The sequence below is a fragment of the Yokenella regensburgei ATCC 49455 genome (assembly GCF_000735455.1).
GTDB classification, from domain to species: domain Bacteria; phylum Pseudomonadota; class Gammaproteobacteria; order Enterobacterales; family Enterobacteriaceae; genus Yokenella; species Yokenella regensburgei.
Window position 1 is genome coordinate 280,746 of record NZ_JMPS01000020.1, and the last position, 26,205, is coordinate 306,950.

The following is a 26,205-nucleotide window of genomic DNA, read 5'->3' on the forward strand; positions in this document are numbered from 1 at the left end:
GTGAAGATCTGCTTAATTGATGAAACAGGCGCCGGAGACGGCGCCTTATCTGTTCTTGCGGCCCGTTGGGGTCTGGAACACGATGCCGATAACCTGATGGCGCTGGTGTTAACGTCCGAACATCTCGAACTACGCAAGCTTGACGAGCCTAAGCTCGGTGGTATTTACGTCGATTTTGTTGGCGGCGCGATGGCGCACCGGCGCAAGTTTGGCGGTGGGCGAGGCGAAGCGGTCGCGAAAGCGGTGGGCGTGAAAGGTGATTACCTGCCGGAGGTGGTGGATGCTACCGCAGGCCTCGGGCGCGATGCGTTCGTGCTGGCGTCCGTCGGGTGCCGCGTGCGGATGCTGGAGCGTAACCCGGTGGTGGCGGCGCTGCTCGACGATGGCCTGGCGCGCGGCTACGCCGATCCGGAGATTGGCGGCTGGCTGCAGGAGCGCCTGCAGCTGATCCACGCCTCCAGCCTGACGGCGCTGACCGATATTAACCCGCGCCCGCAGGTGGTGTATCTCGACCCGATGTTCCCGCATAAACAGAAAAGCGCGCTGGTGAAAAAAGAGATGCGGGTGTTTCAGTCGCTGGTGGGGCCGGATCTCGACGCCGATGGTCTGCTGGCGCCGGCACGGCAGTTGGCCATCAAACGGGTGGTGGTAAAACGTCCTGACTATGCGCCGCCGCTGGCGGACGTGGCAACAACCAATGCGGTGACCACCAAAGGCCACCGGTTTGATATTTATGCGGGGAGCGGCGCGGACTGACCCCGTCGCCCTTCACATTAACTCAACCCTCTCCCCGTCGGGAAGAGGGTACTGACTACGCTTACGCCTGTTCTGACGGCGTATTAATCATCTTGTTCAGCCACGGCACCAGGATGGCCATCACCACGGTCACCGCCAGCGTCACCAGACCAATTTTACTGAACACGTTGGTATAGATTGGCAGCGTCTGCAGCGGATCGGTAATGTTCTCCGGCACGGCGGTAAAGGTCGCAACATAGCCCCCCAGCAGGAAGGCGGCGGCCTGCGTCAGGAACCACATCCCCAGAATAAAGCCCATCAGACGTTGCGGTACCAGGGCGGCGACCATCGCCAGCCCCAGGGCGCTAATCAGCAGCTCACCCAGGCTCTGGAACAGATACACCAGCACGATAAACCACGGTGAGGTTAACCCCTGCGGATCGGCAAACCACAGGCCAGCCGCGGCGGCGGTGAGGAAGCCGAGCGAGCAGAGGAACATGCCGAGGGTGAATTTCATCGGCATGGTCAGGTCTTTGCCACGGCTCCCGAGGCGGGTGTAGATAGCGGCAAGCACCGGGCTCGCGACCACCACCCAGAACGGGTTCAGCGCCTGGAAGCTCACCGGGTTGATGGCAAAGCCGAGGATCTCATGGTGTACGTTGTTAATCGCAAAGAAGTTCAGCGACGTTGGCATCTGCGCATACAGGATGTAAAACAGCACCGCTTCAATCATCAGAATGAAGGCGACGATCATCTTGTTGCGGCCGGTTTTGTCGAGGCGGAACGCTTCACGGAAGAAGAAAATCGTCACCACGATGGAGAGGAATATCAGCACCATGTTGGCGACTTTGACGTTGTGCATCAGCCAGGCGCAGACATACACCATCACGACCGTACCGACCAGCACCAGCAGCAGGTTTTTCATTTTCAGCGGCTGGTGGTCCGGTTCGGAGCCAATCTCTTTCACCATCCCACGGCAGGCGAAGTACACCAGCAGCGCGACAATCAGCCCGGCGCCGCACAGGTTGTAGGTCACCGTATAGCCATACTTATCGGCAATCACCGGTGCCAGCGACAGCGACAGCAGCGAGCCGATGTTGATAGACATGTAGAACAGGGTGAAGGCGCCGTCGAGACGGGCGTCCTTCGGCGGATAACATTTGGAGAGCAGGCTCGCCGGGTTGGCCTTGAACAGCCCATTACCGACCGCGATAGTACCGAGAGCGATAAAAATCAGGTCAGGCTTCATCAGCGACATACCGGTCATGAAATAACCGATGGCGAGCACGATAGCCCCAAGCACCAGCGTGCGTTTGGTGCCCAGCAGGTGGTCACCCACGTAGCCACCGATAGAGATGAGGCCATACACCAGTGCGGCGAAGGCGCCGAAGGTGATAAATGCCTGCTCCTGCGAAAAGCCTAATTGCTTAACGAAGAAGACCGCCAGGATCCCTTGTACGCCGTAGTAGCCAAACCGTTCCCATAGCTCGACAAAGAAGATCATAAAGAACGGACGTGGCTGCTGCATTAATCCCATGGAGGGAGCTTTGTTCATGTTCTATCGTCCTTATTAACCAACCCAAAAAAAGTATGTACGTGCGAATAAAAATTCGCGAAGTTTATGCACATTGAAACACAATGCTGTTATATATCGCGAGCGTAGGGTATTCGATTGGCTGAAAAGGAAACAATCGGCGGATCACACTACTAATCTTTTGTTCATCAAAAGATTGTATAAATTATTGTGGGATTCAGAAAAGAAAAACGCCCGCATAAGCGGGCGTCTGGTGTGCTGGAAGGAGTACGAGCGTTACTCGTCTTCTTCGTCACGCAGCGGAACGATCAGCATGTCAACGTGGACGGTGTTGATGAGCTGGCGCGCGGAAGACATCAGCTTGCTCCAGAAGTCCTGATGGTGACCACATACCACCAGATCCATGTCGTATTTCTTAATGGCATCAACCAGCACCTGGCCGAGATCGCCGCTACCGCTCAGGGTTTCCGTAATCGGATAACCGGCGTTGGTAGACAGTTCGCTCAGCGCGTGGTGAGTTTCTTCAGAAATGCGTTTCTGCATGTCGCCAAGATTAACGTCAATCAGGCCAGTGTAGAGATCGGAGTAATTAACATCTACATGAATCAGGGACACTTTCGCATTATAGGGACGAGCCATCGAAACGGCTTTATCAACCAGCACCTTGCTTTCCGGTGACAGGTCTACCGCGATAAGAATATGTTTGTAAGCCATAGTGTTACTCCTTCCTTAAGTTTGTTAATGACCAAGTGTAGTTGTTACCCAACCTTAAAACGACCAACAAGTTACGTCAATGTGACCTGTTCACGATTTCTTCACCCTTAAGTGAAACAAATTTTTCCGTTCTCTGTATTGATAACGATTAACCTTGTGGCAAAAAATTTAACGGATCTCCTACACTATTAAATGAGGCGAACGGCGGAAAAATTGTGATACCGATCGGCTTTTGTCATTTTTTTGCACTGAACTGAGTTGGGTATTGGGTGCGATAGTCCTGGAGCGCGTGCTCCGGGTAGGTCGCCGGGGAGGATGTATGATCAGCACTGTTGCGCTGTTTTGGGCCCTGTGTATTGTGTGTGTAGTGAATATGGCGCGATATTTTTCGTCTTTACGCGCGCTGTTAGTGGTTCTGCGTGGTTGCGACCCTTTGCTCTATCAGTATGTGGATGGTGGGGGCTTTTTTACCTCCCATGGACAGCCCAGCAAGCAGATGCGTCTGGTGTGGTACATCTATGCCCAGCGTTATCGCGATCATCATGATGATGAATTTATTCGCCGCTGCGAGCGTTTACGCCGCCAGTTCATTTTGACCAGCGCGCTGTGTGGCCTGGTAGTGGTGAGTCTGCTGGGGTTAGTGATATGGCACTAAAAAAAAGGCGGGTCAGTTTCCTGGCCCGCCTTTTCTTCATTTCTTCGCTTAGATAATCTTCAACGCAATCCAGTACAGACCGCCCGACAGAATAATCGAGGCCGGCAGGGTGAACACCCACGCCATCAGAATGTTGGTCACCGTTTTACGCTGCAGACCGCCACCGTCGACGATCATCGTCCCCGCCACGGAGGAGGAGAGGACGTGAGTGGTGGATACCGGCATCCCGGTATAGCTGGCAAGACCGATAGACACCGCAGCCGTCATCTGAGCAGACATGCCCTGAGCGTAGGTCATGCCTTTCTTACCAATCTTCTCACCGATAGTGGTCGCGACGCGGCGCCAGCCGATCATCGTACCAATACCCAGCGCTAACGCCACCGCCATGATAATCCAGACCGGTGCGTACTCGATGGTGTTCAGCATATCGGTTTTCAGCTTCTTCAGCAGACGCTGATCGTCAGAGCTCACTTCCGGCAGCTTCGCCACTTTATCGGTGGTATCGGAGATGCACAGCATGATGCGGCGCAGCTGACCGCGCTGCTCAACGGAGAGCTTGTCGTAGCTTTCGATATTCGCCAGCATACCTTTCGCGCGGTTCAGCGCGTTGATGGTATTCGCCGGGTGGCAGTGGAACTCAGCCGGTTGCGTCGCGCCAGCTTCTGGCGTTGGGAGCAGCTGATCAACACCACCGATAGCTTTTTTCAAAAGCTCCGGGCGCTGTTCGAAGTACTGTTCGACGTTATTGACCGCGTCACGGGTACGGGTGATTTCGTAGCCGGAAGCGTTCATGTTAACCACGAACCCTGCCGGAGCGACACCAATCAATACCAGCATCACCAGGCCAATGCCTTTCTGACCGTCGTTTGCGCCGTGGGAGAATGCCACGCCGATAGCCGACAGGATCAGAGCAATCCGGGTCCAGAATGGCGGCTTTTTCTTTCCGTCTTTCTTCTCACGTTCTGCAGGCGTCAGGTGGATACGAGCACGTTTTTTCGTACCGTTCCAGTAGCGACGCAGCAGGAAGATCAGTCCACCTGCAAACACCAGGCCGACAATCGGAGATAAAATCAGGGAGCCGAAGATATTGATGACTTTTGGAATGTTCAGCGCATCCACCACGGAGGTACCGGTCATCATCGCGTTGGTTAAACCAATACCGATGATAGCGCCGATAAGCGTGTGGGAGCTTGACGCCGGCAGGCCGAAATACCAGGTTCCGAGGTTCCAGATAATCGCCGCCAGCAGCATGGAGAACACCATGGCCAGACCATGAGCAGAGCCCATGTTCAACAGGAGATCGGTCGGCAGCATATGCACAATCGCATAAGCCACGCTTAATCCACCCAGCAGTACACCAAAGAAGTTAAAAATCGCAGCCATCGCAACCGCAACCTGCGATCGCATTGCGCGAGTATAAATCACCGTCGCCACTGCGTTTGCGGTGTCGTGGAAGCCGTTAATGGCTTCGTAGAACAATACAAAACCCAGTGCAAGCAACAGTAAAAGCCCGGTATGAAGATCCAGGCCAGCAAACAAATGTAGCATAGACGTTACGCCATCTTGGGGACATGAACGCGCCGCATTATCAGGGACATTAGCGGCATGGGCAAAGTGAAATATAGACTTTTTTTGATTTCCTTTCAGTTTCGGAAAATGCCCTCCAGGAATTATCCTATAAATTTCAATATACTACTTGTTAATGCGAGTTTTTACGCTGGTGCGACCAGCGCATAATCTTTACAATTCCCGACATTCAAAACGTGAGGATTGTTGTGTGGAAAGGTTTGATGCCATTGTCGTAGGCGCCGGAGCGGCGGGGATGTTTTGCGCAGCACAGGCCGGGCAGGCCGGTCGCCGCGTGCTGTTGCTGGATAATGGTAAGAAGCCAGGCCGCAAGATTTTGATGTCTGGCGGCGGTCGCTGCAACTTCACCAATATGTACGTCGAACCGGCGGCATATCTCAGCCAGAATCCCCATTTTTGTAAATCGGCGCTGGCGCGCTACACCCAGTGGGACTTTATCGACCTGGTGGGCAAATACGGTATCGCATGGCATGAGAAGACCCTCGGCCAGCTGTTTTGCGATGATTCCGCCGAACAGATTGTGGCGATGCTGGTCTCTGAGTGTGAGAAAGGCAACGTGACCACCCGCCTGCGCACCGAGATCCTGAGCGTTGAGCGCGACGACGAGGGCTTTACGCTGCAGCTGAATGGCGAAACGGTGGCGGCAACGTCGCTGGTGATTGCCAGCGGCGGTCTGTCGATGCCGGGGCTTGGTGCATCGCCGTTCGGTTATAAGGTGGCGGAGCAGTTCGGCCTGAAGGTGCTGCCAACGCGCGCGGGCCTCGTACCCTTCACCCTGCATAAACCGCTCCTCGAGCAGCTGCAGGTGCTCTCCGGCGTGTCGGTGCCATCGGTTATTACCGCCGAAGACGGTACGGTGTTCCGCGAAAATCTGCTCTTTACCCACCGTGGGCTGTCCGGTCCGGCGGTGCTGCAAATTTCCAGCTACTGGCAGTCCGGTGAGTTTGTCAGCATCAACCTGCTGCCGGAATGCAGTCTTGATGAATTCCTCAACGAGCAGCGCGCCGCGCACCCGAATCAAAGCCTGAAAAATACGCTGGCGATGCAGCTGCCGAAACGGCTGGTGGAGTGCCTGCAGCAGCTCGGGCAGATCCCGGACGTGACGCTGAAACAGCTCAATCTGCGCGACCAGCAGCAGCTGGTAGAAACGCTGGCCGCCTGGCGCGTGCAGCCGAACGGTACCGAAGGCTATCGCACCGCCGAGGTCACCTTAGGCGGTGTCGACACTCATGAACTCTCTTCCCGGACGATGGAAGCGAAGAAGGTACCGGGCCTGTACTTCATCGGCGAAGTGATGGACGTCACCGGCTGGCTGGGGGGTTATAACTTCCAGTGGGCCTGGGCTTCCGCCTGGGCGTGCGCGCAGGCACTGTAATAAAAGTTAATGTCATTTTTGCGAGGCGGATTCCGGGAAAGTGGTTTGCCGCCTCTTGTTGCTCCTCATGAATCGCCGTATCTTCTTGCCACGCCTGCAAAATCAGGCGTCGGGATTGACCTCCTGGTATAGTTACAGGCGACATGGGGTACTATGTCGTGCGCACGGTCACACCTCTATGGCAGGCCGGGCGGGGGCGTCGTAAGACGCGCCGGTTTCCTGTAACGCCGGTAAGGTCAACCTCGTCTGGTTCTGCCACCCGCGAGATTGACCTCTCCGGTGGCAGAAATTAACACTGCTTACAGGAGGCTGCCATCATGGCGACAACCCCAACCTTTGATCACACCTTATTGACCGCGCCCTTTTCTTACCGCACCGATTTCACCGAGCTGGCAGACTGCTGCGAACGTTTCGCGTCTACGCTGGTGGAGTGCGATGACCCTGCTGAAAAACTGGCGCTGTACGGGCGGCTTTCCGCCTGCCTTGCGCTGTTGCAGCCCACGCTTAATGAGCCGGTGCCCCCGCATCTGGTGGCGCAGCTCACGGCAGATGATTTACCTGCCCGTTTACCTGCGTTTGCGCCGGAAAGCGATGAACTTGGTGCGTATTGCCAGTCATTAACCCGGCTGTTGGTGAGCCAGGTATTACCGCCGGAAATGGCGAGAGTGCTGGAAGGATTATTGTGCAGTCTGGTGGTTTTTTATGCCGAGAAGCTCAATGCACCACGCTGGCTGCATACCGCGCAGGGGCGGGTGCTGATTGACGACCTGATTCACTGATACTGCGGGACCGCAGGCTCCCCCTCACCCCAGCCCTCTCCCTCAAGGGAGAGGGGGTGTGTAGCCTTAGTGCGTCGCCTGGCCCACCAGGCCGCCGGTGCCTGCACCGACTGCGGCACCTTTCAGTACGCTGTTGCCGGTCATCGCGGCGGCTCCGGCACCGACGACGGCACCGACTGCGCCCGCTTTACGCGCGGCTTTGCCGGTATCACCGCTTTTCATCATGGCGCCTGCGCCACCGCCAACTACCGCGCCACCCACCGTAGATTTCACGCTCTTCCCGGTCATAGCACCTACGGTAGCACCGACAATGGCACCAGTCCCGGATTTATCGATAGCCATCCCGGAGGCGGAGAACATCAGAGCGGTGAGTACCAGCGTGGTTTTCATCAATTTCATAACAGATCCTTTGTGGTGAGAACGTTCACGGGGATTTTGCCAGCAGAATTCGGCCCGGTATTAGGCCGTTGATGCCAAAATTTTGCGGTCTTCCCTGGCAGAATCTGCGCTTTTCTTAATGTTGGTCAATGTTTAACTAATTGAATATAAAGAATTACTAATTTTTTATACCCCGGCGCACACTTTTCTTAATCTTGTCCTAACCTTACGCTGATATTTTTCTAAAATTGTTTGATGTAATGTAGCAATTCGTGCGATTACATTGATTTCATTTTTATTTTGTTTAACTCGCCAGGCGCAGGATGGTCTGTTTAGTCAAACCGGAAACGCTCAGATTCTTAACAGGTAAGGAATAATGATGAGTGACTTTTTGCCGTTCTCGCGTCCCTCAATGGGTGACGCGGAATTTGCCGCGCTGAAAGAAGTGCTGCAGTCCGGTTGGATTACCACCGGGCCGAAAAATCAGGCGCTGGAAGAGGCATTTTGCACACTGACGGGTAACCGTCATGCTATCGCGGTGAGTTCCGCAACGGGCGGGATGCATGTCACCCTGATGGCGCTGGATATCGGTCCTGGCGATGAGGTGATCACCCCTTCCCAGACCTGGGTATCAACGCTCAATATGATTGTCCTGCTGGGGGCTACCCCGGTGATGATCGACGTTGACCGCGACAATCTGATGGTCACACCAGAAGCCATCGAGGCTGCCATCACCCCGCGCACTAAAGCGATTATCCCGGTTCACTACGCGGGCGCTCCGGCGGATATCGACGGTATTCGTGCGGTCGCCGAGCGTCATGGCATTCCGATGATTGAAGATGCGGCTCATGCGGCAGGCACCTATTATAAAGGTCGTCACGTCGGCTGGCAGGGCACGGCGATTTTCTCCTTCCACGCTATCAAGAATATGACCTGCGCCGAAGGTGGCCTTATCGTCACCGACGATGAAAAACTGGCGAACCGCATTCGTAGCCTGAAGTTCCACGGCCTGGGTGTCGACGCCTATGACCGTCAGACTCACGGTCGTGCGCCGCAGGCGGAGGTGATTTCTCCGGGCTTTAAATACAACCTGGCGGATATCAACGCCGCGCTGGCGCTGGTGCAGTTAGACAAACTGAAACAGGCCAATCAGCGCCGCCACGACATTGCTCAGCGTTACCTGACCGAACTGGCCGATACGCCGTTCCAGCCGCTGGCGGTCCCCGAGTGGTCGCATGTCCACGCCTGGCATCTGTTTATTATCCGCGTGGATGAGACCCGCTGTGGCCTGACCCGCGATGCCTTAATGGAGCAACTGAAAGCCCAGGGCATTGGCACCGGTCTGCACTTCCGCGCCGCTCACACGCAAAAGTATTACCGCGAACGTTTCCCGGATCTTTCTTTACCGAATACCGAATGGAATAGCGCCCGTATTTGTTCTTTACCTTTATTCCCGGACATGACTCATGACGACTCAACCCGCGTCATTGCCGCACTCCATCAGCTTGCAGGGCATTGATATGTTTACTTATCCGCCAGTTAAAAAAGTGTCGGTGGTTATCCCCGTCTATAACGAGCAGGAAAGTCTGCCGGAGCTTATCCGTCGTACCGATACCGCCTGTGCCACGCTTGGCCGCGACTATGAGATCCTGCTGGTCGATGACGGCAGCAGCGACGATTCTGCACAGATGCTGGTAGAAGCCGCGGAAGTGGAAGGCAGCCACGTGGTGGCCGTTCTGTTGAACCGTAACTACGGCCAGCACTCCGCCATTATGGCGGGCTTCAGCCACGTGACCGGTGACCTTATCATCACCCTGGATGCTGACCTGCAGAACCCACCGGAAGAGATCCCGCGCCTGGTGGAAAAAGCCGATGAAGGCTACGACGTGGTTGGCACCGTGCGCCAGAACCGTCAGGACTCGGTGTTCCGTAAGTCCGCGTCGAAGATGATCAACCGCCTTATCCAGCGTACCACCGGTAAAGCGATGGGCGACTACGGCTGTATGCTGCGTGCCTATCGCCGCCACATTATCGATGCGATGCTGAACTGCCACGAGCGCAGTACTTTTATTCCGATTCTGGCGAACACTTTCGCCCGCCGCGCTGTCGAAATCCCGGTACTGCACGCTGAGCGTGAGTTCGGTGACTCCAAGTACAGCTTCATGCGGTTGATTAACCTGATGTATGACCTGGTAACCTGCCTCACCACAACCCCGCTGCGTATGTTAAGCGTGGTGGGAAGCGTGATTGCGGTTGTCGGTTTTGCCTTCTCCATTCTGCTGATTGTACTGCGTCTGGCCCTGGGGCCGGAGTGGTCCGGAGACGGTGTGTTCATGCTGTTTGCGATTTTATTCATGTTTATAGGTGCCCAGTTCGTAGGCATGGGCCTGCTGGGTGAGTACATCGGACGTATTTACAACGATGTACGTGCTCGTCCACGTTATTTTATTCAACGCGTCGTCCGTCAGGGCGAGACGGTATCTCAAGAGGAAGATCGTTCATGAGAGCAGTAGTATTCGCTTATCACGATATGGGTTGTGCTGGCGTTCAGTCGCTGCTGGAAGCCGGGTATGACATTACGGCTATTTTTACTCACCCGGACAACGCTAACGAAAATCATTTTTTCGGTTCCGTAGCACGCCTGGCCGCTGAGCAGGGGATCCCGGTTTATGCGCCAGACGACGTTAACCACCCGCTGTGGATCGAACGTATCCGCGAGATGGCCCCGGATGTTATTTTCTCGTTCTACTACCGCAACCTGCTGTGCAACGACATCATCTCTATCGCGCGCGCCGGTGCCTTTAACCTGCACGGCTCTCTGCTGCCTAAATACCGTGGCCGCGCGCCGCTGAACTGGGTGCTGGTGAACGGTGAGAAAGAAACCGGCGTTACTCTGCACCGCATGGTAGATCGCGCCGACGCGGGCAACATCATCGCTCAGCGTACCGTGGCTATCGACGATGCCGATGCCGCAATGAGCCTGCACTACAAACTGCGTGATACCGCGCAGGCGCTGCTGCGTGATGCGCTGCCGGCCATCAGCAAAGGCGACTTCAAAGAAACCGCACAGGACGAAAGCAAAGCCACTTACGTTGGTCGTCGTACTCCGGAAGACGGTCGTCTCGACTGGGATCGTCCGGCCGCTGAGCTGCACAACCTGGTGCGCGCGGTGTCCGATCCGTGGCCGGGTGCGTTCGGCTACGTGGGCGCGAACAAATTCATCGTCTGGAAATCCCGTCTGCATAACGACAACCAGGGCGCGAAGCCGGGTACCGTGCTGTCCGTGACTCCGCTGACCATCGCCTGCCAGCAGGGCGCGCTGGAAGTGGTTACCGGCCAGAGCGAGCAGGGCGTTTACATGCAGGGGACGCAGCTGGCACAGGCCCTGGGCCTGGTTCCGCGTGCGATCATCAGCAGCAAACCGGTTGTGGCGATTAAGCGCCGTACTCGCGTGCTGATCCTCGGCGTGAACGGCTTCATCGGTAACCACCTGACCGAACGCCTGCTGAAAGACGACAACTTCGAAATCTTCGGCCTGGATATCGGTTCTGATGCCATCAGCCGTTTCCTCGACAACCCGCGCTTCCACTTCGTGGAAGGCGACATCAGCATTCACTCTGAGTGGATCGAGTACCACATTAAGAAATGTGACGTGGTGCTGCCGCTGGTCGCTATCGCAACGCCTATCGAGTACACCCGTAACCCGCTGCGCGTGTTCGAGCTGGACTTCGAAGAGAACCTGAAGATCATCCGCGACTGCGTGAAATACGACAAGCGCATCATCTTCCCGTCTACCTCTGAAGTGTACGGTATGTGTACCGACGCGAACTTCGACGAAGACAACTCTAACCTGGTCGTGGGTCCTATCAACAAACAACGCTGGATCTACTCGGTTTCCAAGCAGCTGCTGGACCGCGTGATTTGGGCTTACGGCGATAAGAACAACCTTAAGTTCACCCTGTTCCGTCCGTTCAACTGGATGGGCCCGCGTCTGGACAGCCTCAACGCCGCGCGTATCGGTAGCTCCCGTGCTATCACTCAGCTGATCCTGAACCTGGTTGAAGGTTCTCCGATCAAGCTCATTGAAGGCGGTAGCCAGAAGCGTTGCTTCACCGACATCAGCGACGGTATCGAAGCGCTGTTCCGCATCATCGAAAACAAAGATGGCCGTTGCGATGGGCAGATCATCAACATCGGTAACCCGGACAACGAAGCGAGCATCAAGGAGCTGGCCGAAATGCTGCTGGCCTGCTTCGAACGTCACCCGCTGCGCGACCGCTTCCCGCCGTTTGCTGGCTTCCGCGATGTGGAAAGCAGCAACTACTACGGTAAAGGCTATCAGGACGTTGAGCACCGTAAGCCAAGCATCCGCAACGCGAAACGCTGCCTGAACTGGGAGCCGACCGTGGACATGGAGAAAACCGTCGAAGAGACGCTGGACTTCTTCCTGCGCACCGTTGAGCTGTCGGACGACTCAGCATCATGAGAAAAGTCGGCTTACGCATCGACGTGGACACCTTTCGCGGTACTCGCGAAGGGGTTCCTTGCTTGCTGGAGACGCTGAAGAAGCATGACGTCCGTGCAAGCATTTTCTTCAGCGTTGGGCCGGACAATATGGGGCGCCACCTGTGGCGCCTGATGAAACCGAAGTTTCTGTGGAAGATGCTGCGCTCGCGCGCAGCATCGCTGTACGGCTGGGATATTCTCCTGGCCGGTACCGCCTGGCCTGGCCGTCTTATCGGCGCCGGGAACGAAGCGATTATTCGCGAGGCGGCGCAGGAACATGAGATTGGGCTTCATGCCTGGGATCATCACGGCTGGCAAATGTGGGCCGGCGTCTGGGAGCAGCAGCGACTGACGCAGGAGATTGAACGTGGTCTGCAGGCGCTGGAAGCGATTACCGGCTCACCGGTGACCTGTTCCGCCGTGGCGGGATGGCGTGCCGATCAGCGGGTCGTCAAAGCCAAAGAGTCGTTCGGTTTCCTCTACAACAGCGACTGTCGCGGTACGCGACCGTTTCGCCCCGAGCTCAGCAACGGTGAATTTGGCACAGTGCAAATTCCGGTGACGTTGCCGACGTGGGATGAAGTGGTAGGCAGTGCCGTCAGCGCAGAAGATTTCAATCGTTATCTCCTTGACCAGATCCATCAGGACAAGGGCGTACCGGTATACACCATCCATGCCGAAGTGGAAGGCGGGATTGGTGCGGCGCAGTTTGCCGACCTCCTCGTTCAGGCTGAACGAGAAGGGATCACTTTCTGCCCACTCAGCCAACTGCTGCCGGACGACTTTAGTACGTTGCCGGTGGGTAAAGTGGTGCGTGGGGAAATCGCTGGCCGGGAAGGCTGGCTTGGGCGTGAACAATTATTGGGTTCCGGTTTATGAAATCACTTCGTTATGGCGTGCCGCTGATTATTCTCTACGCGCTGTACTACCTGATTCCCCTCAATTTCCGTCTGCTCTGGCAGCCGGATGAAACCCGTTATGCCGAGATCAGCCGTGAAATGCTGGCCTCCGGTGACTGGATTGTGCCCCATTTCCTTGGGCTGCGTTACTTTGAAAAACCGATAGCTGGGTACTGGATTAACAGCATTGGTCAGTGGCTGTTTGGCCACGACAACTTTGCGGTGCGCTTTGGCTCCGTGTTTGCGGTTACCATGACTGCGGTGATGGTGGCGTGGCTGTCGTGGAAGCTGTGGCGCGATAAACGCACCACCGTGCTCTCCGTGGTCATCTTCCTGACGGCGTTCCTGGTTTACGGTATTGGCACCTATGCGGTGCTGGACCCGATGATTGCCATGTGGCTGATGCTGGCCCTGTGCAGCTTCTGGGGAGCCTCACAGTCCACCACGCGTGGCGGTAAGATTGGCGGTTACGTGCTGCTGGGCATTGCCTGCGGTATGGGCGTCATGACCAAAGGCTTCCTCGCGCTGGCGGTGCCGGTCATCGGGGTTCTGCCGTGGGTGATTGTGCAGAAACGCTGGCGTGAAGTGCTTATCTACGGCTGGCTGGCGGTTGTGGTATGTGTCCTGACCGTGCTGCCGTGGGGGCTGGCGATTGCCCAGCGTGAGCCGGACTTCTGGCGCTACTTCTTCTGGGTTGAGCATATTCAGCGTTTTGCGCAGAGTGACGCTCAGCACAAGGCCCCGTTCTGGTACTACATTCCGTTTATGATTGCCGGTAGCCTGCCGTGGCTTGGCCTGCTGCCAGGTGCGCTCAAGCGCGGATGGCGTGACAGCGAAGGTCTGCGTCCGGAGTTTTATCTGCTGGGTTGGGTGGTGATGCCGCTGCTGTTCTTCAGCATCGCGAAAGGCAAGCTGCCGACCTACATCCTGCCGTGCTTCGCCCCGTTGGCCATCCTGATGGCGCGTTATGCGCTGGATATTGCCGCCCGTGGCGGACGTGCGCTGCGCATTAACGGTCTTATCAACATTGCCTTTGGCGTTATCGGCCTGATTGCGGTGCTGGTGGTGTCGCCATGGGGGATGCTGAAGCATCCTGTCTGGACCACTATCGAGCTCTACAAATGCCTGCTGGCGGCGATTGCCTTCGGCGTCTGGGCGGTGATGGGCTGGGTGGCGGTGAAAGACGGCGTGAAGCGCTGGGCGCTGGCGGCTTGTTGTCCGTTAGGGCTGGCGCTGCTGGTGGGCTTTGCTATCCCGGATAAGGTGATTGATGGCAAACAGCCGCAGTTCCTGATTGATATCGTTAACGAGTCGCTGACCCCAAGCCGCTACGTGCTGACCAACGAAGTTGGGATTGCCGCCGGTCTTGCCTGGGAGCTGAAGCGTAACGATATCACCATGTTCGGCCAGCGCGGTGAACTGGAGTACGGCCTGGCGTATCCGGATGCGAAAGAGCGTTTTGTTCGCACCGACGATTTCAACGCCTGGCTGGAACAGCATCGTCAGGAAGGCCCAATCTCTCTGGTGCTTAAGCTGCAGCGAGATGAAACCATTGCAGATTTACCCCTGCCGAAACCTGACAGCGTGTACGTGATGGGCCGGATGGCGTTTATCCAGTACCTGCCACAATGACCGCCTGGCTGTGTCTGGCGATTGCCAGTCTGTTGAGCTGCTTTGGGCAGCTCTGTCAGAAACAAGCTACGCGCCCGGCGAAAGCCGGGCAGCGTGGAAAGCACATTCTGTTATGGCTGGGGCTGGCACTGCTGGCGCTCGGTTTCAGTATGCTGCTGTGGCTGCTGGTGCTGCAGCGTATCCCGGTAGGGATTGCCTATCCGATGCTGAGTCTGAATTTCGTCTGGGTAACGCTTGCCGCACGTCTTATCTGGCGTGAGCCGGTTGCCGGACGCCACTGGGCAGGCGTTGCGCTCATCATTATCGGTATTGCGATTCTCGGGAGCTCTTTCTGATGGGCGTTATCTGGGCATTAATGAGCGTACTGTTGGTCAGCACGGCGCAGCTGCTGTTGCGCCACGCGATGTTGCAGCTGCCTCCCGCTACTTCTCTGCTTCCTTTGTTGAACCACCTGCTCCATTTCGCGCCGGGTACCTTCGGCCTGCTCGCCGGTTTGTTGTGCTACATGCTGTCGATGGTGTGCTGGTACTTCGCGCTGCATCGCCTGGCGCTCTCCCGGGCCTATGCGTTGCTGAGCCTGAGCTACATTCTGGTGTGGGCCGCCGCCATTATGCTGCCCGGCTGGCATGAGCCTTTTACCTGGCAGGCGCTGTTTGGTGTGCTGGTGATTGTCGTGGGAGTGATGGTGATTTTTATGCCGACCAAAAACCGCCATTCTGAGAACGAAGAATAAAAAAATGGCCTCCGGTGCTGCCACCGGAGGCCATTTTCTTTCGCGAAACCGTTATTTGATTTCGAGCGTATTAATGATGCTTTCTGCGGCAGTCTGCGCCTGCTGCTGGTTGTCTGCTGGCAGAGTGACCTGCAGGGTCAGCAGTTTGTTATCCAGCTTGCCCAGCACCACGGAAGAGTAAGCCGTCTGGCCTTTCGCGGAGATGATGGTATCAAGCTGCTGCAGCTGATGGCCTTTCACATCCAGGGTTTTGTTGGTCACGACCTGCAGCTGCGGGTCACGGCTGCGCTGCTGATCTTCCAGACGTTTTGCCAGCACCGTTAAATCTTCGGTCGTGTCATCACCCACAATAACGATAACCGCTTTCTGACCGGTAGCGTCAGAGTACACGTGCATGTTGTTTGCCTGGGTACCAAGCTTACCGCTCTGATCGGTCATATCCGCTGGCAGCGTGAAGCTGAGCTTACCGTCAAGCAGGTTGACCGGCTGGCCTTTAGCGTTGCTCTCGGCGGACGCACCCTGAACAGGCGTTTTGCTATCGCTATTGTCACAGGCTGCAAGTCCCATCACCAGCAGGCCAATACCGACATATTTAACCAGATTGCGCATTGACTTCTTCCTTTCGATAAACGGCCATGAACGGCACATCGGCCTATCTTATCACAACCGTTTCGTCGAGCCTTTAACCTGGTTGAAATGTCGGGTTTTCAGATTTATCTGCGAGTTTTTTCAACAGCATATTCAGCAATACGCCGTACATCGGCAGGAAGAAGACCAGGCTGATAAGCACCTTGAAGGCGTAATCCACGAGGGCGATTTCCACCCAGTGGGTCGCCATGAACGGGTCGGTGCTGCGCCAGAAGGCGATAAAGAAGAAGGCCAGCGTATCGCTGACGTTACCAAACAGCGTGGAGGCGGTTGGCGCCAGCCACCAGCGGCGGTTCTGTCGCAGGCGGTTAAAGACGTGGACGTCGAGGATCTGACCCAGGGCATATGCCATAAAGCTTGCTGCCGCGATGCGCGCAACAAACAGGTTGAAGCTGCCGAGGGCGGCAAAGCCCTGCCACTCGCCCATAAAGAACAGCGACGAGATGATATAGGAAGCAATCAACGCGGGAGCCATCACGGCGAGGATAATACGTCGTGCCAGCGGTGCGCCAAAAATTCGCACGGTCAGGTCGGTGGCGAGAAAGATAAACGGAAAGCTGAACGCACCCCAGGTGGTATGGAATCCAAACACCGAGACCGGCAGCTGGACCAGGTAGTTACTGGAGATGATCACCAGAAGGTGAAATAGCGATAGCCAGACGAGCGCGCTCTTGCGCTGCGCGAGGGTAAAAGTTTTCATGTTGTGGCCTTTTTTTATCGAACCGAGCCCTTTTTGCGCTGGTTCTGAACGGTTGGGGTGAGGGAACCCAATAAAACGGCCGCATGATACTGCGTTCTGCGCGCAATGCAATGGCTAATTTTCACGCAATCGTTAACCTGGTTTGCTTTGTGACGGGTGCGGCGTAAACTACTGCCGTTTTTAGATGAATGAGATGACCATGAGCGATCTGTTTTCAAGCCCAGACCACACCCTTGATGCCCAGGGCCTCCGCTGCCCGGAGCCGGTGATGATGGTGCGTAAAACCGTACGTAACATGCAAACCGGTGAAACGCTGCTGATTATTGCCGACGATCCGGCGACCACCCGTGATATTCCGGGGTTCTGCCGTTTTATGGAGCATGAACTGGTGGCGGCGCAGACCGAAACCTTACCGTATCGCTATCTGCTGCGAAAAGGTCACTGATTTTCCCTCTCCCGGGCGGGAGAGGGAAGATGTTTTACTTCTTACGTAACAGTCGCAGGGCGTTTGCTGTTACCAGCACCGTGGCCCCCGTATCTGCCAGTACCGCCAGCCACAGTCCGGTTATCCCCAGAAGCGTCGTCACCAGGAATACCCCTTTCAGACCCAGCGCGATAGTAATGTTCTGGCGAATATTGGCGTGGGTGGCGCGGGCGAGACTTATCATCTGCGCAAGGCCGGTCAGACGGTTGTGAGTCAGCGCCGCATCGGCGGTCTCCAGCGCAACGTCGGTGCCGCTGCCCATCGCAATCCCAATTGTGGACGCCTTCATCGCTGGCGCATCGTTGATGCCATCACCGACCATCGCCAGCGGTGCGCGGGCGTTGAGCGCTGTCACTTCGCTGACCTTATCGGCAGGCAGCAGACCTGCGCGGAAATCGAGCCCCAGTTCACCGGCAATGGCGGCCGCAGCGCGCGGGTTGTCGCCGGTGAGGATAACGCCCTGTACACCCAGCTGATGCAGCGCATCCACCGCTTCACGCGCATCTTCACGCAGCGTATCGCGCATCGCCAGCACCCCGAGCAGCGCGCTGTCGCGGGAGACCAGCACCACCGTCTGTCCGGCGCTTTCCATCTGCTGAATGTTCTCTTCGTATTCCCCTGCCGGGAACTTACCGGCGGCGCAGATAAGTACTCGCTGACCATCAACTTCAGCTTCAATCCCGGAGCCTGCCAGCGCCCGCTGGGAGGTGGCGACCGGCAGCGTCAGCTGACGCTCTGCGGCTTCGTTGATAATCGCCTGCGCCAGCGGGTGGCTGGATCCCTGTTCCACCGCGGCAGCCAGCGCCAGCAGTGAATCTTCGGAGACATTACCGACGGTGATGATTTCCGTAACCCGTGGTTTACCCACCGTCAGGGTGCCGGTTTTATCGAACGCGACATGGCGTACCTGGCCGAGCTGCTCCAGCGCCGCGCCGCCTTTAATCAACGCCCCGCGACGTGCCGCTGCCGCAAGGCCAGAGGTGATCGCCGCCGGGGTCGAGATAACCAGCGCACACGGGCAGCCAATCAGCAGCAGGGTTAAGCCTTTATAGATCCACGGCATCCAGGCGGCGGCGAAGAACAGCGGTGGCACGACGGCGACCAGCAGCGCGACGACCATGATGGCGGGCGTGTAGATGCGACTGAAACGGTCGATGAAGCGCTCGATAGGCGCGCGTTTGTCTTCAGCCTCTTCAATCAGACGCAGAATGCGGTCGATGGCGCTGTCGCCTGGTTCTGAAATCACTTCCAGGGTTATCAGGCGATCGACGCTGGTGGCACCGGCGGCGACGGTATCGCCCACCGAGCGCTCTACGGGTACCGACTCACCGGTTAAGGCGCTTTCGTCAAAACTTGCAAACGGTGACAGCAGTTTACCGTCGGCAGGCAGACGTCCACCGGCGGCGACCTCAATCACATCGCCCGGGCGCAGCGCGCTTTGTGGCACGGTTTCACGCTCGCCGTCGCGCAGGCGAATGGCGGTTTCTGGCTTCAGCGCCATCAGTGCGCTGACTCCCTGACGTGCACGACTGGCTGCCCAGCCTTCAAGGCGTTCCCCGATCAAGAACAGCAGCAGCACCATCGCCGCTTCTGCGGTAGCGCCGATAAACAGGGCGCCGATAGCCGCCACGCTCATCAGGGTTTCGATAGCGAACCAGCTGCCGCTTTTCATCAACCGCAGCGCCTGACGAGCAATCGGGAACAGGCCAACCAGGGTGGTGGCAACGAATGCAAGGCTCCCCAGCGGGTGGTTGAACTGCTCCAGCCCCCAGCTCAGCGCCATCATAATAATCAGGGTGATAAGCGGCAGGTTCTCGCGAAAGCGGGAAGGTGCCGGCGCCTGCGGGGCGTTTTCATCGCGCAGTGAATAGCCCGCGGCGGTCACCGCCTTTTCTACCTGCCCGCGCACGTCGCGTTCGGCATCGACCAGCAGTTTTTCAGTCGCAAACAGCACCTGAACCTGGTTTACGCCGCTGACCTGACGTACGGCGGTTTCGACTTTACGCGCACAGGCGGCGCAGTCCATACCGTTGACGACCCAGCTGTAGCGGGTGCCGGTGGCGCTGGCGATTTCAGCGGTTTCACTGGCACAGCCGGAGTCGCAGCAGCACTCGTCTGCCTTCTCAACGGCAGGGGTGAGCTTGAATGAAGAGAACTTTGGTATTTTTTGGCCATTAGCTTCTGGAATCGACATGGCTGCCTCCGGTTAACGATAACTTTCTCATTAACCGGAAGCATACACTCTGGAGTCGACTCCAGAGTCAAGCGCAGATTATAAATACAGCGAACGGACGATCAGGAAGTGCCCGGCGAAGTAGCAGGCAGAGGAGATAGCGTTGTCCGCGCGGAAGCGGCGGCGGTAGTGGCTGACCATCCAGACGATGTTGCCAGTCAGCAGCAGGGCGGCGCCGAGGAACCCCGACAGCGCGGTGCTGGTTGGACGCAGGAACCACTGCTCACCGGCGAGCCAGACCATCACCAGCGTCATGCCGATAAAGGTCAGGACAGGCATCCGCAGCTCTTCCAGGCGGCTCCAGATAACCGCAATCAACAGCGCGCCAATCACCAGCAGCACCAGCGGCAGTGGCCAGAAGAAGGAGAGCGTCATCTGCGTTGCGAAGTAAATGGTGTACAGCAGATGCGACAGGAAGAATGCACCCACGGCGTAGAGAATGCGCTGGCGCGGCAGCAGCGTAAGCGCATCGCCAATCATCGACGCGCACAGGCCCGCAATCACCAGATAGCTGATGGAATTAAAAATAGGTGCCTGCAGCGCCAGCAGAAGCAGCAGGATAATCGTGACGGGTTTGAACACCCAGCGTTGCCAGACCGGGCCGCGATATGATGCATCGACATACAGCCAGGCGGAGAAGCAGACAGCAATAAACGACCAAAGCATAGTAAGTCCCTGTCTCTGTTATGGTTGAGTAAGCAGGTTGCTTACGCGTCAGGTTCCAGTGTAGTGCTGAGAGCACCGGGATGACAATGCAAGCCTTACCGCGTTATGCTGATTTCCGCCGATTCTGACAGGACTGATGGATGAACAAGATGCCGCTTTTTTTCGTCGTCGTGGTCGCGATTATCGTGATTGCCGCCTCGTACCGTTACGTGCAACAGCGCCGTGAAAAAATGGATAACGACGCCGCCCCGCTGATGCAAAAACGGGTGGCGGTAAGCAACAAACGTGAAAAACTGCTCGATGACCGTCGTTCGCGCCAGCAAATTGTCGCCCCTGCCGGGAGCAGCATGCGCTATGACGTCAGCTTTAAACCGGAGAACGGCGGGCTGGAGATGTCGTTTCGTCTGGATGAGAAGCAGTACAACCAGTTGACCGTGGGCGATAAAGGCACGTTGAGCTACAAAGGGACGCGGTTCGTGGATTTTGTGGCGGATAAATAACGCGAATGCGCCGGGCGGAGCGCCCGGCAGCGGCATTACTTCTTCGGCGTTATTTTCTTCTGCCACACCAGCAGTTCAAAGACCCCGAACAGGAAGATGCGAATTTTCTCCGCCGTGGTCATCTGCGGGCCGTCTTTCGGCAGCGTGGTTTTCAGCAGCGCCATCTGCATGCCGTGCATCAGCACCATAAATACCAGCGCCACGTTAACAAAGATATTGAGTGGACGCGGGTATGGCTGAATAAGGTTCCACACCAGGAAGGCCCAGACGAACAGCATCAACACCCGTCCAATATTAATCAGCATCGTTTTCTCCTTGCGTGTCGCGATGGTACAGGCGGTACGCCACCTGTCCGGCCACTTTCTCGCGGTGTAGCGTCCAGCTAGCGGGCACGACAGGAAGGCCGTTTTCCACTTCGCTTTCAACGTAAATCATCGCCTCGTCGGCGAGCCAGCCGTTGCGCTCCAGTAAGTCTAGCGTCTCTTCCAGCATGCCTTTACGGAACGGTGGGTCGATAAACACCACGTCGTGCGGGGTGCCGGACTCTGCCAGAAACGCCAGGGTGTTGGTGTTGACGACACGGGCGTTGCCAGCTTTCAGCGTGGCGAGATTTTTCTGCAGCTGTTGCGCGACGTGGCGCTCCATCTCCAGCAGCGTTGCGCTCGCGGCGTAGCGGGAAAGGGCTTCAAGCCCCAGCGCGCCGCTGCCGGAGAAGCAATCAAGACAACGGGCGTCAACCATATAGGGTGCCAGCCAGTTAAACAGGGTTTCGCGCACCCGGTCGGTGGTCGGGCGCAGGCCCGGGCTGTCCGGGACCGGTAATTTCCGTCCGCGCCATTGGCCGCCGATGATACGGATCTGGCCGCTGCCCGCGTGATTAGGTTTCTTCATTTTTTACTCAGGTGACTTTCTCTCCCTGCTATTCTAGCGATGAGCGGCGGTCTACGAAACCTTATTCAGCAGGCGGTGATGCGCGTTAAGTTAAGTGATAGACTACGGCGCTAATTTACTAATTTTTTCAGCCCCCTGTTTGCGATAAGGCGGCTGTGCCATAAATAACAGCGAGGAGTGTGGTCGCCAATGGCAAAAGAGAAGAAACGTGGCCTGTTTTCCTGGCTGGGATTTGGTCAAAAAGAGCAGGCGCCAGAGCCGGAAGCTGAACAGCAGGTAAACGAACAGCCGGTTGCGGCAGAAGAACATAAAGAAGAAGCGCCTGCTGAAGCGGTAGCGGAAACGGTTGTTGAACCCGTCGTTGAGCCTGAAGCGGAAGCACCAGCGCACAGCAAAGCTGAGATCGACGCTTTTGCGGAAGAGATTGTCGACGTCACCGAAGAGGTGATTGAGCACGAAAAACCGCAGCCGGTCGAAGCGCCTGTTGTAGAAACGGCCGCCGTGGAAAAAACGGTTGTCGAAGAAGCGATTGTCGAAGAAGCGGCTGTTGAAGTCGTTGCACAACCAGAGCCAGAAGTGCCCGAAGAGCCTGAAATCAGCGACGAAGAGCTCGAAGCTCAGGCGCTGGCCGCCGTTGAAACCCCTGAAGAAGCGGTGATAGCCGAAGCGGAAGAAGAACCTGTTCCAGAGGAAGAGGTTGAGCCAGAAGCTGAAGCGGCCCCGCAGCAGGAGCAGGAAAAACCGACCAAAGAAGGTTTCTTCGCGCGCCTGAAACGCAGCCTGGTGAAGACCAAAGAGAACCTCGGTTCCGGATTTATCAGTCTGTTCCGTGGGAAAAAAATCGACGATGATCTCTTTGAAGAGCTGGAAGAACAGCTGCTGATTGCCGACGTTGGCGTCGACACTACGCGCAAAATTATCGCTAATCTGACCGAAGGGGCCAGCCGCAAACAGCTTCGCGATGCCGAAGCGCTGTACGGCCTGCTGAAAGAAGAGATGGGCGAAATTCTCGCAAAAGTGGATGAACCGCTTAATATTGAAGGCAAAACCCCATTTGTTATTCTGATGGTCGGGGTGAACGGTGTGGGTAAAACCACCACCATCGGTAAGCTGGCGCGCCAGTTCGAGCAGCAGGGTAAATCGGTGATGCTGGCGGCGGGTGATACCTTCCGTGCGGCGGCGGTTGAGCAGCTGCAGGTGTGGGGCCAGCGCAATAATATTCCGGTGGTGGCGCAGCATACCGGGGCGGATTCCGCATCGGTGATTTTTGATGCCATCCAGGCGGCAAAAGCCCGTAACATCGACGTGCTGATTGCCGATACCGCAGGGCGTTTGCAGAACAAATCGCACCTGATGGAAGAGCTGAAGAAAATTGTCCGGGTGATGAAAAAGCTGGACGTTGACGCGCCGCATGAGGTGATGTTGACGATTGACGCCAGCACCGGGCAGAACGCCATTAGCCAGGCGAAACTGTTTGATGAAGCGGTGGGCTTAACCGGTATCACGCTCACCAAGCTTGATGGCACCGCCAAGGGCGGGGTGATCTTCTCGGTAGCGGATCAGTTCAACATCCCGATTCGTTATATCGGCGTGGGTGAGCGCATCGAGGACTTACGTCCGTTTAATGCGGGCGATTTTATAGAGGCACTTTTTGCCCGAGAGGATTAACAATGATTCGCTTTGAACATGTCAGCAAGGCCTATCTCGGTGGGAGACAAGCGCTGCAGGGAGTGACCTTCCATATGCAGCCAGGCGAGATGGCGTTCCTGACCGGCCACTCTGGCGCCGGGAAAAGTACTCTGCTCAAGCTTATCTGCGGGATCGAGCGTCCGAGCGCCGGAAAAATTCTGTTCAGCGGGCATGACATCAGCCGCCTGAAAAACCGTGAGGTGCCGTTTTTACGGCGCCAGATCGGCATGATCTTCCAGGATCACCATCTGCTGATGGACCGGACCGTCTATGACAACGTGGCTATCCCGCTGATTATCGCCGGTGCCAGCGGTGATGACATTCGTCGTCGCGTGTCGGCGGCGCTGGATAAGGTCGGGCTACTCGACAAAGCGAAAAACTTCCCGATCCAGCTGTCCGGGGGTGAACAGCAGCGTGTGGGCATTGCCCGTGCGGTGGTGAACAAACCTGCGGTACTGCTGGCGGATGAACCGACCGGTAACCTGGACGAGGCGCTGTCTGAAGGCATTCTGCGCCTGTTCGAAGAATTTAACCGCGTTGGGGTCACGGTGCTGATGGCAACCCACGACCTGGGGCTTATCTCCAGTCGCTCCTACCGCATGATGACCCTGAGTGACGGCCATTTGCATGGAGGCCACGGTGAATAAACGTGAGGCAATGAACCAGATCCGCCAGTTCGGCAATCGCTTCGATCGCCTGCGCAAATCGGCGGGCGGCTCCGGCGACGGCAACCGTAATGCGCCGAAGCGTGCGAAGCCGGCGCCAAAGCCCAACTCTCGTAAAACCAACGTGTTTAACGAGCAGGTGCGCTACGCCTGGCAGGGCGCGCTGCAGGATCTGAAAAGTAAACCTTTAGCCACTTTCCTGACGGTAATGGTTATCGCCATTTCCCTGACGCTGCCAAGCGTCTGCTACATGGTCTACAAGAACGTAAACAGCGCGTCGGCACAGTATTACCCCTCGCCGCAGATAACGGTTTACCTGCAGAAAACTCTCGACGATGACGCGGCGGCGAAGGTGGTCGGTCAGCTGCAGGCGGAACAGGGCGTTGAGAAGGTGAACTACCTGTCCCGCGAAGAAGCGTTGGGTGAGTTCCGCAACTGGTCCGGCTTCGGCGGGGCGCTGGATATGCTGGAAGAGAACCCGCTGCCCGCCGTGGCGGTGGTGATCCCGAAACTGGATTTCCAGAATACCGATTCGCTCAATACCCTCCGTGACCGCGTGTCGCGCATTCAGGGCGTTGATGAAGTGCGCATGGACGACAGCTGGTTCGCGCGGCTGGCGTCGCTGACCGGGCTCGTAGGGCGCGTCTCAGCAATGATTGGTGTACTGATGGTCGCGGCCGTGTTCCTGGTTATCGGCAACAGCGTGCGTCTGAGTATCTTCGCCCGCCGCGATACCATTAACGTGCAGAAGCTGATTGGTGCCACCGACGGCTTTATCCTGCGTCCGTTCCTCTATGGCGGTGCGTTGCTCGGCTTCTCCGGCGCGTTCCTGTCGCTGATTTTGTCAGAAATTCTGGTTATGCGACTTTCTTCGGCGGTGACTGAGGTCGCGAAGGTATTCGGAACCCAGTTTGAACTCAGTGGCTTATCGTTCGACGAGTGCCTGCTGCTGCTGCTGGTCAGCGCCATGATCGGCTGGATAGCCGCGTGGCTTGCCACAGTGCAACATTTACGCCACTTTACGCCGGACTAATACCCGACCGACAAAAGTCTGATATACTCTCTCCCTGCTGCAATGAGTTCCTGTCCGCAGGGAGAGAGTTTGCAAACCCATCCGCTTTTCCTGCCTTCAAGTGTTCATAGTGATGTCACATTTTGTGCGTAATTTATTCACAGCGTTGCATTGAACTTGTGGATAAAATCACTGTCTGATAAAAATGTGAATGATATTCTCGTTGCTCAAATGTTCTGGCATGTTTGTTGCCTCTTAGAGGGACGGCGGAACCAGGATACAAAGAATTGAGAGGATTTGAATGACCAAAGAAATGCAAACTTTAGCTTTAGCCCCCGTTGGTAATCTGGAATCTTATATCCGGGCTGCAAACGCATGGCCGATGTTGTCGGCTGATGAAGAGCGGGCGCTTGCTGAAAAGCTGCATTACCAGGGCGATCTGGAAGCAGCTAAGACGCTGATCCTGTCTCACCTGCGCTTTGTTGTTCACGTTGCTCGTAATTACTCGGGCTACGGCCTGCCGCAGGCGGACCTGATCCAGGAAGGTAACATCGGTCTGATGAAGGCCGTCCGTCGATTCAATCCGGAAGTGGGTGTCCGTCTGGTTTCCTTCGCGGTGCACTGGATCAAAGCTGAAATTCACGAGTACGTGCTGCGCAACTGGCGCATCGTGAAAGTCGCGACCACCAAGGCACAGCGTAAGCTGTTCTTTAATCTGCGTAAAACCAAGCAGCGTCTGGGCTGGTTTAACCAGGATGAAGTCGATATGGTGGCACGTGAGCTGGGCGTTACCAGCAAAGATGTGCTCGAGATGGAGTCGCGCATGGCGGCGCAGGACATGACCTTTGATATGTCCTCGGACGACGAGTCCGACAGTCAGCCGATGGCACCGGTGCTCTATCTGCAGGATAAATCGTCTAACTTTGCCGACAGCATTGAAGATGATAACTGGGAAGAGCAGGCGGCGAATAAGCTGACCGACGCGATGCAGGGCCTGGACGAGCGTAGCCAGGACATCATCCGCGCCCGCTGGCTGGACGAAGACAACAAGTCCACGCTGCAGGAGCTGGCCGACCGCTACGGCGTTTCCGCTGAACGTGTACGTCAGCTGGAAAAGAACGCGATGAAAAAACTGCGCGCCGCTATCGAAGCGTAACGCAGAACGTCACCCTCTCTTTCGGGAGGGTCGA

Annotated in this window: 27 protein-coding genes; 17 read left to right on the forward strand and 10 right to left on the reverse strand. The window is 56.6% G+C overall.

Translation table 11 applies throughout. The features are described from left to right. Positions 1-756, forward strand: coding sequence for a 16S rRNA (guanine(1516)-N(2))-methyltransferase RsmJ (gene rsmJ, locus GYRE_RS05930; RefSeq protein ID WP_038253774.1), 756 nt, complete (start codon positions 1-3; stop codon positions 754-756). A 61-nt stretch (positions 757-817) separates the two neighbouring features. Here rsmJ and dtpB read toward each other — a convergent pair whose 3' ends face one another. Together dtpB and uspA are read right to left on the reverse strand one after the other, a co-directional pair. After that, on the reverse strand, positions 818-2,290 hold the full coding sequence (gene dtpB / locus GYRE_RS05935; RefSeq protein WP_038253776.1) for a dipeptide/tripeptide permease DtpB: 1,473 nt from the start codon (positions 2,288-2,290) through the stop codon (positions 818-820). A 255-nt stretch (positions 2,291-2,545) separates the two neighbouring features. After that, on the reverse strand, positions 2,546-2,983 hold the full coding sequence (gene uspA / locus GYRE_RS05940; protein ID WP_003861223.1) for a universal stress protein UspA: 438 nt from the start codon (positions 2,981-2,983) through the stop codon (positions 2,546-2,548). 319 nt (positions 2,984-3,302) lie between these two features. Between uspA and uspB the strand changes: the two genes are divergently transcribed. Continuing rightward, positions 3,303-3,638: a universal stress protein UspB gene (gene uspB, locus GYRE_RS05945; protein ID WP_038253780.1), complete on the forward strand. Its 336-nt coding sequence runs from the start codon at positions 3,303-3,305 to the stop codon at positions 3,636-3,638. Between the two features lie 48 nt (positions 3,639-3,686). On the opposite strand, the gene pitA is transcribed toward uspB, so the two are convergent. Then, a complete protein-coding gene (pitA, locus tag GYRE_RS05950) occupies positions 3,687-5,186 on the reverse strand; it encodes an inorganic phosphate transporter PitA (RefSeq protein ID WP_006817638.1) in 1,500 nt (499 codons plus the stop codon). A 229-nt stretch (positions 5,187-5,415) separates the two neighbouring features. Here pitA and GYRE_RS05955 point away from each other — a divergent pair, with 229 nt between their 5' ends. Together GYRE_RS05955 and GYRE_RS05960 are read left to right on the forward strand one after the other, a co-directional pair. After that, complete coding sequence (locus GYRE_RS05955) at positions 5,416-6,600, forward strand: BaiN/RdsA family NAD(P)/FAD-dependent oxidoreductase (protein WP_072009049.1); 1,185 nt, start codon at positions 5,416-5,418, stop codon at positions 6,598-6,600. 317 nt (positions 6,601-6,917) lie between these two features. After that, complete coding sequence (locus GYRE_RS05960; protein WP_006817635.1) at positions 6,918-7,379, forward strand: hypothetical protein; 462 nt, start codon at positions 6,918-6,920, stop codon at positions 7,377-7,379. Between the two features lie 66 nt (positions 7,380-7,445). Here GYRE_RS05960 and GYRE_RS05965 read toward each other — a convergent pair whose 3' ends face one another. Continuing rightward, positions 7,446-7,778, reverse strand: coding sequence for a hypothetical protein (locus GYRE_RS05965; protein WP_006817634.1), 333 nt, complete (start codon positions 7,776-7,778; stop codon positions 7,446-7,448). A 358-nt stretch (positions 7,779-8,136) separates the two neighbouring features. Here GYRE_RS05965 and arnB point away from each other — a divergent pair, with 358 nt between their 5' ends. The 7 genes from arnB to arnF are packed head-to-tail and all read left to right on the forward strand — an operon-like array spanning position 8,137 to position 15,527. Continuing rightward, positions 8,137-9,276: a UDP-4-amino-4-deoxy-L-arabinose aminotransferase gene (gene arnB / locus GYRE_RS05970; protein WP_038253786.1), complete on the forward strand. Its 1,140-nt coding sequence runs from the start codon at positions 8,137-8,139 to the stop codon at positions 9,274-9,276. A 1-nt stretch (position 9,277) separates the two neighbouring features. After that, a complete protein-coding gene (arnC, locus tag GYRE_RS05975) occupies positions 9,278-10,261 on the forward strand; it encodes an undecaprenyl-phosphate 4-deoxy-4-formamido-L-arabinose transferase (RefSeq protein ID WP_006817632.1) in 984 nt (327 codons plus the stop codon). After that, positions 10,258-12,243, forward strand: coding sequence for a bifunctional UDP-4-amino-4-deoxy-L-arabinose formyltransferase/UDP-glucuronic acid oxidase ArnA (gene arnA / locus GYRE_RS05980; RefSeq protein WP_038253788.1), 1,986 nt, complete (start codon positions 10,258-10,260; stop codon positions 12,241-12,243). The genes arnC and arnA overlap by 4 nt, the downstream gene beginning before the upstream one ends. After that, complete coding sequence (arnD, locus tag GYRE_RS05985) at positions 12,240-13,142, forward strand: 4-deoxy-4-formamido-L-arabinose-phosphoundecaprenol deformylase (RefSeq protein WP_006817630.1); 903 nt, start codon at positions 12,240-12,242, stop codon at positions 13,140-13,142. Before arnA ends, arnD begins: the two co-directional genes overlap by 4 nt. Continuing rightward, entirely contained in the window at positions 13,139-14,794 is a 1,656-nt protein-coding gene (arnT, locus tag GYRE_RS05990) for a lipid IV(A) 4-amino-4-deoxy-L-arabinosyltransferase (protein WP_006817629.1), read from the forward strand. The genes arnD and arnT overlap by 4 nt, the downstream gene beginning before the upstream one ends. Beyond that, positions 14,791-15,129, forward strand: coding sequence for a 4-amino-4-deoxy-L-arabinose-phosphoundecaprenol flippase subunit ArnE (gene arnE / locus GYRE_RS05995; protein ID WP_006817628.1), 339 nt, complete (start codon positions 14,791-14,793; stop codon positions 15,127-15,129). The genes arnT and arnE overlap by 4 nt, the downstream gene beginning before the upstream one ends. Continuing rightward, entirely contained in the window at positions 15,129-15,527 is a 399-nt protein-coding gene (gene arnF, locus GYRE_RS06000) for a 4-amino-4-deoxy-L-arabinose-phosphoundecaprenol flippase subunit ArnF (protein ID WP_006817627.1), read from the forward strand. Before arnE ends, arnF begins: the two co-directional genes overlap by 1 nt. Positions 15,528-15,578: 51 nt before the next feature. Here arnF and GYRE_RS06005 read toward each other — a convergent pair whose 3' ends face one another. Both GYRE_RS06005 and GYRE_RS06010 read right to left on the reverse strand, forming a co-directional pair. Continuing rightward, on the reverse strand, positions 15,579-16,136 hold the full coding sequence (locus tag GYRE_RS06005; protein ID WP_006817626.1) for a DcrB family lipoprotein: 558 nt from the start codon (positions 16,134-16,136) through the stop codon (positions 15,579-15,581). Positions 16,137-16,209: 73 nt separating this feature from the next. Continuing rightward, on the reverse strand, positions 16,210-16,875 hold the full coding sequence (locus tag GYRE_RS06010) for a 7-cyano-7-deazaguanine/7-aminomethyl-7-deazaguanine transporter (RefSeq protein WP_006817625.1): 666 nt from the start codon (positions 16,873-16,875) through the stop codon (positions 16,210-16,212). Positions 16,876-17,074: 199 nt separating this feature from the next. Here GYRE_RS06010 and tusA point away from each other — a divergent pair, with 199 nt between their 5' ends. Next, positions 17,075-17,320: a sulfurtransferase TusA gene (gene tusA / locus GYRE_RS06015; protein WP_038253791.1), complete on the forward strand. Its 246-nt coding sequence runs from the start codon at positions 17,075-17,077 to the stop codon at positions 17,318-17,320. 34 nt (positions 17,321-17,354) lie between these two features. Here the strand turns inward: tusA and zntA are convergent, their stop codons facing one another. Then, positions 17,355-19,553: a Zn(II)/Cd(II)/Pb(II) translocating P-type ATPase ZntA gene (zntA, locus tag GYRE_RS06020; protein WP_038253793.1), complete on the reverse strand. Its 2,199-nt coding sequence runs from the start codon at positions 19,551-19,553 to the stop codon at positions 17,355-17,357. A 78-nt stretch (positions 19,554-19,631) separates the two neighbouring features. Further along, positions 19,632-20,258 carry a lysoplasmalogenase gene (locus GYRE_RS06025; protein WP_038253795.1) on the reverse strand — a complete coding sequence of 209 codons (627 nt, stop codon included), beginning with the start codon at positions 20,256-20,258 and terminating at the stop codon, positions 19,632-19,634. A gap of 140 nt (positions 20,259-20,398) precedes the next feature. On the opposite strand from GYRE_RS06025, the gene GYRE_RS06030 reads away from it, so the two are divergent. Then, positions 20,399-20,758: a DUF2500 domain-containing protein gene (locus GYRE_RS06030; RefSeq protein ID WP_006817621.1), complete on the forward strand. Its 360-nt coding sequence runs from the start codon at positions 20,399-20,401 to the stop codon at positions 20,756-20,758. Positions 20,759-20,793: 35 nt separating this feature from the next. Here the strand turns inward: GYRE_RS06030 and GYRE_RS06035 are convergent, their stop codons facing one another. Next, positions 20,794-21,063, reverse strand: coding sequence for a DUF1145 family protein (locus tag GYRE_RS06035; protein WP_006817620.1), 270 nt, complete (start codon positions 21,061-21,063; stop codon positions 20,794-20,796). Continuing rightward, a complete protein-coding gene (gene rsmD, locus GYRE_RS06040; RefSeq protein ID WP_006817619.1) occupies positions 21,053-21,649 on the reverse strand; it encodes a 16S rRNA (guanine(966)-N(2))-methyltransferase in 597 nt (198 codons plus the stop codon). The genes GYRE_RS06035 and rsmD overlap by 11 nt, the downstream gene beginning before the upstream one ends. 189 nt (positions 21,650-21,838) lie before the next feature. Between rsmD and ftsY the strand changes: the two genes are divergently transcribed. From ftsY to rpoH, 4 genes are all read left to right on the forward strand, one after another. Further along, positions 21,839-23,317 carry a signal recognition particle-docking protein FtsY gene (ftsY, locus tag GYRE_RS06045; protein ID WP_038253797.1) on the forward strand — a complete coding sequence of 493 codons (1,479 nt, stop codon included), beginning with the start codon at positions 21,839-21,841 and terminating at the stop codon, positions 23,315-23,317. A gap of 2 nt (positions 23,318-23,319) precedes the next feature. Next, positions 23,320-23,985, forward strand: coding sequence for a cell division ATP-binding protein FtsE (gene ftsE / locus GYRE_RS06050; RefSeq protein WP_006817617.1), 666 nt, complete (start codon positions 23,320-23,322; stop codon positions 23,983-23,985). Next, on the forward strand, positions 23,978-25,036 hold the full coding sequence (gene ftsX / locus GYRE_RS06055; RefSeq protein ID WP_038253800.1) for a permease-like cell division protein FtsX: 1,059 nt from the start codon (positions 23,978-23,980) through the stop codon (positions 25,034-25,036). The genes ftsE and ftsX overlap by 8 nt, the downstream gene beginning before the upstream one ends. 280 nt (positions 25,037-25,316) lie before the next feature. Beyond that, the gene (gene rpoH / locus GYRE_RS06060) at positions 25,317-26,171 is read left to right on the forward strand and encodes an RNA polymerase sigma factor RpoH (RefSeq protein ID WP_006817615.1); all 855 of its coding nucleotides are present in this window, start codon (positions 25,317-25,319) and stop codon (positions 26,169-26,171) included. Positions 26,172-26,205: the final 34 nt, after the last annotated feature.

What these genes read in the sequence shown, in the direction of transcription:
- arnA (WP_038253788.1), top strand. Translation starts at nt 10,258, where the DNA reads ATGAGAGCAGTAGTATTCGCTTATCACGATATGGGTTGTGCTGGCGTT.
- GYRE_RS06010 (WP_006817625.1), bottom strand. Translation starts at nt 16,875, where the DNA reads ATGAAAACTTTTACCCTCGCGCAGCGCAAGAGCGCGCTCGTCTGGCTA.
- rpoH (WP_006817615.1), top strand. Translation starts at nt 25,317, where the DNA reads ATGACCAAAGAAATGCAAACTTTAGCTTTAGCCCCCGTTGGTAATCTG.
- GYRE_RS05960 (WP_006817635.1), top strand. Translation starts at nt 6,918, where the DNA reads ATGGCGACAACCCCAACCTTTGATCACACCTTATTGACCGCGCCCTTT.
- uspA (WP_003861223.1), bottom strand. Translation starts at nt 2,983, where the DNA reads ATGGCTTACAAACATATTCTTATCGCGGTAGACCTGTCACCGGAAAGC.
- arnB (WP_038253786.1), top strand. Translation starts at nt 8,137, where the DNA reads ATGAGTGACTTTTTGCCGTTCTCGCGTCCCTCAATGGGTGACGCGGAA.
- arnT (WP_006817629.1), top strand. Translation starts at nt 13,139, where the DNA reads ATGAAATCACTTCGTTATGGCGTGCCGCTGATTATTCTCTACGCGCTG.
- GYRE_RS06030 (WP_006817621.1), top strand. Translation starts at nt 20,399, where the DNA reads ATGAACAAGATGCCGCTTTTTTTCGTCGTCGTGGTCGCGATTATCGTG.
- rsmD (WP_006817619.1), bottom strand. Translation starts at nt 21,649, where the DNA reads ATGAAGAAACCTAATCACGCGGGCAGCGGCCAGATCCGTATCATCGGC.
- arnE (WP_006817628.1), top strand. Translation starts at nt 14,791, where the DNA reads ATGACCGCCTGGCTGTGTCTGGCGATTGCCAGTCTGTTGAGCTGCTTT.
- tusA (WP_038253791.1), top strand. Translation starts at nt 17,075, where the DNA reads ATGAGCGATCTGTTTTCAAGCCCAGACCACACCCTTGATGCCCAGGGC.
- pitA (WP_006817638.1), bottom strand. Translation starts at nt 5,186, where the DNA reads ATGCTACATTTGTTTGCTGGCCTGGATCTTCATACCGGGCTTTTACTG.
- arnF (WP_006817627.1), top strand. Translation starts at nt 15,129, where the DNA reads ATGGGCGTTATCTGGGCATTAATGAGCGTACTGTTGGTCAGCACGGCG.
- ftsY (WP_038253797.1), top strand. Translation starts at nt 21,839, where the DNA reads ATGGCAAAAGAGAAGAAACGTGGCCTGTTTTCCTGGCTGGGATTTGGT.
- arnD (WP_006817630.1), top strand. Translation starts at nt 12,240, where the DNA reads ATGAGAAAAGTCGGCTTACGCATCGACGTGGACACCTTTCGCGGTACT.
- GYRE_RS06025 (WP_038253795.1), bottom strand. Translation starts at nt 20,258, where the DNA reads ATGCTTTGGTCGTTTATTGCTGTCTGCTTCTCCGCCTGGCTGTATGTC.
- uspB (WP_038253780.1), top strand. Translation starts at nt 3,303, where the DNA reads ATGATCAGCACTGTTGCGCTGTTTTGGGCCCTGTGTATTGTGTGTGTA.
- dtpB (WP_038253776.1), bottom strand. Translation starts at nt 2,290, where the DNA reads ATGAACAAAGCTCCCTCCATGGGATTAATGCAGCAGCCACGTCCGTTC.
- ftsE (WP_006817617.1), top strand. Translation starts at nt 23,320, where the DNA reads ATGATTCGCTTTGAACATGTCAGCAAGGCCTATCTCGGTGGGAGACAA.
- GYRE_RS06035 (WP_006817620.1), bottom strand. Translation starts at nt 21,063, where the DNA reads ATGCTGATTAATATTGGACGGGTGTTGATGCTGTTCGTCTGGGCCTTC.
- arnC (WP_006817632.1), top strand. Translation starts at nt 9,278, where the DNA reads ATGTTTACTTATCCGCCAGTTAAAAAAGTGTCGGTGGTTATCCCCGTC.
- GYRE_RS05965 (WP_006817634.1), bottom strand. Translation starts at nt 7,778, where the DNA reads ATGAAATTGATGAAAACCACGCTGGTACTCACCGCTCTGATGTTCTCC.
- GYRE_RS06005 (WP_006817626.1), bottom strand. Translation starts at nt 16,136, where the DNA reads ATGCGCAATCTGGTTAAATATGTCGGTATTGGCCTGCTGGTGATGGGA.
- zntA (WP_038253793.1), bottom strand. Translation starts at nt 19,553, where the DNA reads ATGTCGATTCCAGAAGCTAATGGCCAAAAAATACCAAAGTTCTCTTCA.